Below are 7967 nucleotides of genomic sequence, written 5' to 3' on the forward strand. Positions count from 1 at the left end.
AAAGACATCATAATGCATCCTGGACAAGTAAAATACGTAAGCGGTTTGTTTCTAACTATAGGTCTTCTGTACGGTCTAACCGGTCTGACGAGTCCCCCGGGCGCAGCTCCCGCAGCGGATTGCCTCCGACAAACGACCCGGCCGCCACATGCTTGTGCACAACCGAACCGGCCGCCACAACCGCGCCATCTCCGATCGTTACACCGGGGAGAATGGTTGTATTAGCGCCAATTAGAACATTTTCACCAATAATGACTTCACCGAGCCGATACTCTTTAATCAGGTACTCATGAGCCAAAATGGTGGTGTTATAGCCGATGATGGAGTTTTCGCCGACTGTAATTTTCTCCGGAAAAAACACATCCACCATTGCCATCAGTCCAAATGCCGTATGTTTACCCACCTTCATGCCAAGGATCCGGCGATAAATCCAGTTCTTGAGCGGAAGAATGGGGCAATACCGGGCAATTTGGATAAAAATAAAATTACGGACGCCCTTCCATGGGCTAACTGTACGGTAAATGTACCAGAGTGAATTATGCCCCTCCACCGGATAGCGGGTTAGGTTTCTCACGATTCCTTCGTCCCTTGCCGGACTATCTCATATAAATCCGTCATGTCGTGGATAATATAATCCGGCTCATATTTACGCAGCGTCTCTTCCCCTTTAAGTGACCAGGCTACAGCTGCTACAGGCACACCGGCCGCTTTGGCCGATTGGATATCTACAATGCTGTCGCCTACCATTAAGGTATGCTGCGGGTCAACCTCTAAGTTGCGGATAGCTGTCAGCACCGGCTCCGGATGCGGTTTAGGCTGTGTCACATCAGTAACCGTTACTATTGTTTCCATATACTTCAGCAGATCGAACATCTCCAGTGCCTTGAGCGTAGTCGGACGAATCTTCGTCGTTACAATTCCCATTCTAATCCCGCGCCGCGACAGCTCTTCCATCGTTTCATTCACACGCGGAAAAGAACCAATCAGCTCATCGTGATGCGCGTAGTTGTAAGAACGGTAGGACTTCTCCAATACGCTGGTATCCTCAAGGCCGGAGAACGCGCTCAGCTGCTGATGAAGTGTTGTTCCCATATGGGGGATAATCTGCTCCCGGGTCAGAGACGGAAGATTGTTCTCCTTCAGCGCATGCATGAAAGAGCCAATAATCAGTTCATTGGTATTCACAATCGTTCCGTCCAGATCAAAAAGAATGCATTCTATCATCGGGTTACTACTCCTTCGGTTCCGCATCCTCAGACTTGACCTTGTCAGGCGTTGCCGCCTGCGGGGCTTTTTGCGGTGTGTTGACTGCATTCTCCGGGACCACAGAATCTGCCGCGACCGGCTTGGTGCTGACAATAGGATCGGAATAATGAGCCTTAGATTGGCCGGTTACCCGGCGCACAATAATAAGCACTACGGCAGCTACGATAATCAGCAAAGCGAGCAGCTGCGAGATACGGATATTTCCATAGGCAGGATCAAAGTACCCTTGTTCAAAGCCCATCCATTTCATCGGGCTCCACAGGCCGTTGACGAATGAAGCTACACCGCTGCTGCCGTTAAAGCCCAAGCTGTCGGTACGCAAGGCTTCAATGAAGAAACGGCCGATTGAATACCAGATGAAGTAGGATAAGAAGATTTCACCCGCACGGACAAACCTCTGGCGGCGCAGCACCATAAGCAGTAGAATACCCAGTAAGCTCCACAGAGATTCGTACAGGAAGGTTGGATGATGGAACGCATTTTCTATGTACATTTGATTGACGATAAAGTCAGGCAAATGCAGCTTATCACGCAGGAACGACTCCTCTACAACCCCACCATAAGCCTCCTGATTGATAAAGTTTCCCCATCGGCCAATCATTTGTCCGGCCAGTAGTCCAGGCGCGCAAATATCCACAACACGCCAGAATGGGTACCCTTTATAGCGGAAATAGATAATGGCGCAAATAATGGCTCCGATCAAGGCTCCATAGATGGCAATTCCGCCGTTCCATATTTTGAAGACATCTATAAAGTTATCCTTATAGTCCTCCCATTTAAAAGCTACAAAATATATCCGTGCGCCAATGATCGCCGACGGCACTCCAAGCAGCAGCATATCCATAAAGAATTCCTGGGAAATATTAAACCGTTTGCCTTCCTGAATCGCGAGGAATAATCCGGCAAGTGCGCCGAATCCCAGGATCAAACCATACCAGTGAACGGGTAGTGAACCGATGGAGAATACAATGGGATTAATCGCTAATGAAAAAAACATGCTCTCACACTCCTAGTCCAGATCATCCATGTCTTCAGATATGGTAGCTGTAAGTTTATTGGTAAACTGCAGAGCCGCGTTAAAGCCCATTTGCTTCAAGCGGTAGTTCATGGCCGCAACCTCAATAATAACGGCAAGATTTCGTCCTGGCCGTACCGGAATCGTTACGAGGGGAACGTCCGTATCGATAATCCGTGTTGTTTCTTCATCCAGACCAAGCCGGTCATATTGCTTGTCCTGCTGCCAGGCTTCCAGCCGAACCACCAGCGTAATACGCTTATGATTGCGGATTGCGCCTGCACCAAAGAGTGTCATTACATTTATAATTCCGACGCCGCGGATTTCGAGCAAATGGCGGATCAGCTCCGGTGCCGTACCATGCAGCTGGTTGTCGGAGGTCTGGCGGATTTCCACGGCATCGTCCGCGATCAAGCGATGTCCGCGTTTAACGAGCTCAAGTGCCGTTTCACTTTTACCAATGCCGCTGCTGCCTGTAATCAGCATGCCTACACCGTATACATCGCAGAGAACGCCATGAATGGTTGCTGTAGGTGCAAGTCTGCCTTCAAGGAAGCTGGTCAGTCTACTGGAAAAAATCGTTGTAGCCATCGAGCTGCGCAATACCGGAAGCCCTTTTTCATTGCTTATGTCAATCAGCTCCTGCGGCACATCCAATGCTCTTGTAATGACAATACAGGGTGTATTATCCTTACAGATCCCGCGAATCCGGCTCTTGCGCTCTTCCTCCGAAAGCATAGAAAAGAAGGCCAGCTCTGTCTTGCCCAGCAGCTGTACCCGTTCTTCCGGATAATATTCGAAATAACCTGCTATTTCCAGCCCGGGCCGATTCAAGTCATCCACTGTAATCGGTCTCTTCAGACCTTCATGCCCGGAAACAACCTCTAATTGAAAATGCTGTACCAATTCCGATACTTTTACCTTCTTAGCCATGTATGTCCGTCCTTTCGTCACCTAACGGTTATGTCCGCTTTCCTACATTTGGTTAACAACTCTTTCCATTCCATCCGTAGGTAATTCTCCTGCTATCTTAATTGATAATCCCCTTTAATGCAATCTTAATACCTGCTACCTTGCCCTTAGATCCATTGATATATAAGGAGTTGAACCAAAACCTGCTTATATTCTGCCCATCTATTCCTATAGCTTATGAGCTCATTAGCGGAAGGCTCCAAGAAGACAAAAAAAGCCGCCCTTTCAGGCGGCTTTCTTTAAAAGGGAAGATATTTCTATCTTAGCCCAACAATACGTTAAGTTCGGATTCTTTATCAAAGATGTGGATTTTGTTCATGTCAATTGCCAATTTAGGCTTGCTGCCTTCACGGGTAGTGGAACGTCCATCTACACGGGCAATTACAGTGTTGCTGCCCAGACCACTCAAGTAAAGGAGCATTTCATGACCAAGGTTTTCCGTAACATCTACCAGCGAAGTGAAGATTGTGTTCGGGGAAGCTTCCAGGAATACTGGTTCTTCATGGATATCTTCTGGACGAACGCCCATGATTACTTCTTTGCCGATGTAGCCTTTGCTGCGCAGGATTGTAGCTTTGCCTCCTGGAACTTCAACGTCAAGGTTCTCAGCGCGGAAGCGAACAGCGCCGCCAACATCGGACAGAGTACCATTGATAAAGTTCATAGTTGGGGAACCAATAAATCCGGCTACGAACAGGTTGGTAGGCTCATTGTACAGTTCTTCAGGAGAAGCTGCCTGTTGAATGATACCATCATACATAACTACGATACGGTCACCCATCGTCATAGCTTCTGTCTGGTCATGCGTTACGTAGATACAAGTAGTTTCAAGGCGTTTAACCAGTTTAGTGATTTCAGCACGCATTTGACCACGAAGTTTAGCATCCAAGTTGGAAAGTGGCTCATCCATCAAGAAGACTTGCGGATCACGGACGATAGCGCGGCCTAGAGCGACACGTTGGCGTTGACCACCGGACAGTGCTTTAGGTTTACGCTCAAGCAAGTGCTCGATATCGAGAATTTTCGCAGCTTCGCGAACTTTCTTGTCGATTTCTTCTTTCTTCACTTTACGCAGTTTCAAACCGAAAGCCATGTTTTGGTACACGCTCATATGCGGGTACAGGGCGTAGGATTGGAATACCATCGCGATATCGCGGTCTTTAGGAGCAACGTCATTGACTACACGGTCGCCAATGTACATTTTACCTTCGGAGATTTCTTCCAGACCAGCGATCATACGCAGGGTAGTGGATTTACCACAACCGGAAGGTCCAACCAGTACGAGGAATTCCTTATCTTTAATATCAAGATTGATGTCGATTACTGTTGCTTTATCGGAACCCGGGTATTTTTTGAAAATATGCTCTAAACGTACGCCTGCCATTGTATTTCCCCCTCGAGTTATTAGTAGATTATAAATAAATCGCTTTCTTGTACATTTATCTTACCCCAGACGTGCCTCGCTGGCTATTTGCAACGTTCACAAAAATCCTATTTTCTTTTCGTCACTTTATACAATAACATGGTTAACTTTACAATTGCTGCGTCGCCAAAGCTCCGTACATCGGCTCCGGTCTCCTGTTTGATCTTGTCCAACCGGTATAGGAGCGTGTTGCGGTGGATGTACAATTTTTTCGCGGTCTCACTGACATTGCAGTCCATCTCGAAGAAAGTTTCCAGCGTCAGCAGCATTTCCTTATCCGCCAGCACCGAAGTATAGTCACCGATCTGTCCTAGCAGCTGCCTGCGCCGCTCATCAGGGATACTGTTCACCAGCCGCTCCATATGCAGCTCCCACGGGAGATGAATATAGTCGCCAACCTGAAAAATCCGTCCCAAAACGATCGTTTCCCGCAGCAGCGCAACCGAGCCTGTCAAACCTTTTACCGGGATGATCGCCGGTGCAACCGCCAGATGGAATACACCTACCCACTCACTGGCAATCAGCTCATGCAGCCCCATACAGGTCTGTGACAGAAGCTCATCTACACTCTCTTCCTCATCGTCCTTATCATCCCCGCCGGTCAGCAATTCCTTGCGGGCTAAAATTAACCATTCCTTCTCCTGCAGGGGGATCAGCAATATTTCGTTCTCAAAATAATTGCGCAGCAGCTTCATAAGCGAACGGTAAGAGATCTGCGGATTGTGGACATTCTCACTCACCAGCAGAAAAGGAATCATCTCGCCGAACAAACGTCCCTTCAGAGTGATTTCGTCAGGAATCTCTGCATCATTCTTCTCTTGCTCGAGCTGCGAATTCAGCCAGTTGCTCAGCTGCCGGGCCTCTACTTCTCCTTCTTCCTTTAACCCTGTGGCCTTGAGCGCGACAGCAAAATTCCGTGCCGCATAATTGACCAATTGCAATTCCAGAGCTGAAAGGCCATCCATCTCTACCCAAATCGCAGTTATTCTTCCCTCGTTCTCATACAATGGTACCCAGAGATGACCTTCATGAGTGACCGGCTGATCCAACTCTTCTTTGCCTATACCAAAAAGAGAAGCTGAATGCTGCCTCCCGAGTTGTTTGATTCCGGTTCTCTTTCCGGTGAGCTGCTCCAATTTTTGACGCAATGCCTCACTATCCATCGTCACCATACTCCACCACTTTTGCTCTTTTCGCCTATTTTAACATAATTCCCAACATTATGCGGCCTGGTCCCTCCGATTACTAAGACACAATCGACAATTTGAGGAATCATTTATTTTGTTTTACCATTTCACTATGATTTTGCTTAGACGGCGGCAAGCTTACCGGGGATATCTTCTTTAACTCTTTATGCATCCAAATACCGGCTATCGCTCCCTCGCCCATTGCAACTGTAGCTTGCTCTGCATGAACAGCGACATCACCAGCCACCCATAAATGCTCCACATTGGTCATTAATGAACGGTTATCCGCTTCGATATACCTGTTCTTATGAAGCTTCACCCCAAGCTCTGCCGCAAGTTCCGAATGTACCGCATTGTTCCCAAAGGCGATGAACCCACGCTCCGCAAGCAAAGTAATTCCGCTCTCCAGGATTACCGCTTTAATGATTCCATCATTCTCCTCATCGATTCGAGCAACTTCTTCCTCTACATATAAGATCCCTTGCTCTTCAAGACGTTGGCGGTTTTCTGCCGATACCGGCTGGCACTCATGATTGATATAAGTCAAATCACCCGTACGCTCACGCAAAATAAAAGCCATATTTGCCCCTACGTCACCTGAGCCCAGCAATAGGGTCTGCCGGTCCTGAATTTCGTAGCCATCACAATCCGGGCATACATATACCGTCTTCCCTAGTGTAGCTGCAAGCCCCGGCAGCTTAGGAAAGCCGTCCATTACACCTGTTGCAAGCAGCAATGTCTTGGAACTATAGCACTGATTCTTGGAACCGTTCAGCTGAAACAAACCATTCTGCTTCTCTGCCTTAGTAATCCTATCCGTAGCAAACTCCACACCGGCAACTTCAGCCTGCCTCCTGCCCCTTGCCCTAAGCTCTTCACCGGATATTCCCTCTGGCCAGCCCAATATATTATGATAATTGCGGCAAATGTTAGATCTTCCCCCTCCCGCGTCTATCACAAGCACATGGTGGGTAGAGTAACGTCCCAATTGAATCGCTGCCTGCAGGCCGGCAAAACCGCCTCCAACAATAATTGCATCATATATAACAGGAATCCCCTCATTTCTGCTCAGTGTTATAAACTTATAATTAAACGGAGACAGAAATTTTAAACTCGCTGTCAGCAATTTCATTTTCATGCGGCATGACGATAACACAAAAAAGCCACCACCCGAAGGTGATGACTTTCTGATTTGGGATGAGCCATGAAGGACTCGAACCTTCGACACCCTGATTAAAAGTCAGGTGCTCTACCAACTGAGCTAATGGCTCATAAAACTGGTGGAGGCTGATGGATTCGAACCACCGAACACGTACGTGAGCAGATTTACAGTCTGATGCGTTTGGCCACTTCGCTAAGCCTCCATATATGGTGGCGCGGGAGGGAATCGAACCCCCGACACAAGGATTTTCAGTCCTTTGCTCTACCGACTGAGCTACCGAGCCATAAAAAAAGCCATAAAACATAAAAAAATGGCGGAACCGACGGGATTCGAACCCGCGATCTCCTGCGTGACAGGCAGGCATGTTAGGCCAACTACACCACGGTTCCGCATTTGTAAAAATAATGGTGCCGGCGAGAGGACTTGAACCCCCAACCTACTGATTACAAGTCAGTTGCTCTACCAGTTGAGCTACACCGGCACGGTGTAAAAGTGTTGAAAAGGTGTTGAATTGTGAAAATGGTGGAGGCTGAGGGGATCGAACCCCCGACCCTCTGCTTGTAAGGCAGATGCTCTCCCAGCTGAGCTAAGCCTCCGGGTTGTATGGTAGCGGCAGAGGGGATCGAACCCCCGACCTCACGGGTATGAACCGTACGCTCTAGCCAGCTGAGCTACGCCGCCACACTAACAATATTATGAATTTGAAATGGCGGAGAGAGAGGGATTCGAACCCTCGCACCGCTTACGCAGTCTAACCCCTTAGCAGAGGGTCCCCTTATAGCCACTTGGGTATCTCTCCAAACAAGTTGGTGCCATGTAAATTCATTCAGGAACCTTGATTCCTGAAAACTGAATCCGAAACGAATCTGCGTCTTACTGTTGGATAAGCCCTCGACCGATTAGTATTGGTCAGCTCCATGCATTGCTGCACTTCCACCTCCA

General features: G+C 48.2%; 7 protein-coding genes and 8 tRNA genes. All 15 read right to left on the bottom strand.

What is annotated here, in order from left to right; translation table 11 throughout:
- Positions 1-55 precede the first annotated feature (55 nt).
- The 15 genes from ACAN56_RS23215 to ACAN56_RS23285 all read right to left on the bottom strand — a co-directional run bounded on the left by ACAN56_RS23215 (position 56) and on the right by ACAN56_RS23285 (position 7824).
- Positions 56-574 carry an acyltransferase gene (locus tag ACAN56_RS23215; RefSeq protein WP_179091832.1) on the bottom strand — a complete coding sequence of 173 codons (519 nt, stop codon included), beginning with the start codon at positions 572-574 and terminating at the stop codon, positions 56-58.
- Positions 571-1224 carry a pyrophosphatase PpaX gene (ppaX, locus tag ACAN56_RS23220; RefSeq protein ID WP_379145914.1) on the bottom strand — a complete coding sequence of 218 codons (654 nt, stop codon included), beginning with the start codon at positions 1222-1224 and terminating at the stop codon, positions 571-573. Before ppaX ends, ACAN56_RS23215 begins: the two co-directional genes overlap by 4 nt.
- A 7-nt stretch (positions 1225-1231) precedes the next feature.
- Positions 1232-2263 (bottom strand): prolipoprotein diacylglyceryl transferase, encoded by a 1032-nt coding sequence (lgt, locus tag ACAN56_RS23225; protein WP_076113259.1) that lies wholly within the window; start codon positions 2261-2263, stop codon positions 1232-1234.
- A 12-nt stretch (positions 2264-2275) separates the two neighbouring features.
- The gene (gene hprK, locus ACAN56_RS23230) at positions 2276-3214 is read right to left on the bottom strand and encodes an HPr(Ser) kinase/phosphatase (RefSeq protein WP_038584597.1); all 939 of its coding nucleotides are present in this window, start codon (positions 3212-3214) and stop codon (positions 2276-2278) included.
- Positions 3215-3515: 301 nt separating this feature from the next.
- Positions 3516-4637 carry an ABC transporter ATP-binding protein gene (locus ACAN56_RS23235; protein WP_038584594.1) on the bottom strand — a complete coding sequence of 374 codons (1122 nt, stop codon included), beginning with the start codon at positions 4635-4637 and terminating at the stop codon, positions 3516-3518.
- A gap of 107 nt (positions 4638-4744) precedes the next feature.
- Positions 4745-5839, bottom strand: a complete 1095-nt coding sequence (locus tag ACAN56_RS23240) for a PucR family transcriptional regulator (protein WP_038584592.1) — start codon at positions 5837-5839, stop codon at positions 4745-4747.
- A gap of 109 nt (positions 5840-5948) precedes the next feature.
- Positions 5949-7019 (bottom strand): NAD(P)/FAD-dependent oxidoreductase, encoded by a 1071-nt coding sequence (locus ACAN56_RS23245; RefSeq protein ID WP_379145916.1) that lies wholly within the window; start codon positions 7017-7019, stop codon positions 5949-5951.
- Positions 7020-7061: 42 nt separating this feature from the next.
- Positions 7062-7134 (bottom strand) — tRNA-Lys (locus ACAN56_RS23250).
- A 7-nt stretch (positions 7135-7141) separates the two neighbouring features.
- A tRNA-Tyr gene (locus ACAN56_RS23255) sits at positions 7142-7227 on the bottom strand.
- Positions 7228-7232: 5 nt separating this feature from the next.
- A tRNA-Phe gene (locus ACAN56_RS23260) sits at positions 7233-7308 on the bottom strand.
- Between the two features lie 28 nt (positions 7309-7336).
- Positions 7337-7414 (bottom strand) — tRNA-Asp (locus ACAN56_RS23265).
- Between the two features lie 16 nt (positions 7415-7430).
- A tRNA-Thr gene (locus ACAN56_RS23270) sits at positions 7431-7506 on the bottom strand.
- Positions 7507-7545: 39 nt separating this feature from the next.
- Positions 7546-7621: transfer RNA gene (locus ACAN56_RS23275), tRNA-Val, on the bottom strand.
- 8 nt (positions 7622-7629) lie between these two features.
- Positions 7630-7706: transfer RNA gene (locus ACAN56_RS23280), tRNA-Met, on the bottom strand.
- Between the two features lie 26 nt (positions 7707-7732).
- A tRNA-Ser gene (locus ACAN56_RS23285) sits at positions 7733-7824 on the bottom strand.
- Positions 7825-7967: the final 143 nt, after the last annotated feature.

The sequence above is a fragment of the Paenibacillus paludis genome (assembly GCF_042610515.1).
Taxonomy (GTDB): Bacteria; Bacillota; Bacilli; order Paenibacillales; family Paenibacillaceae; genus Paenibacillus_AQ.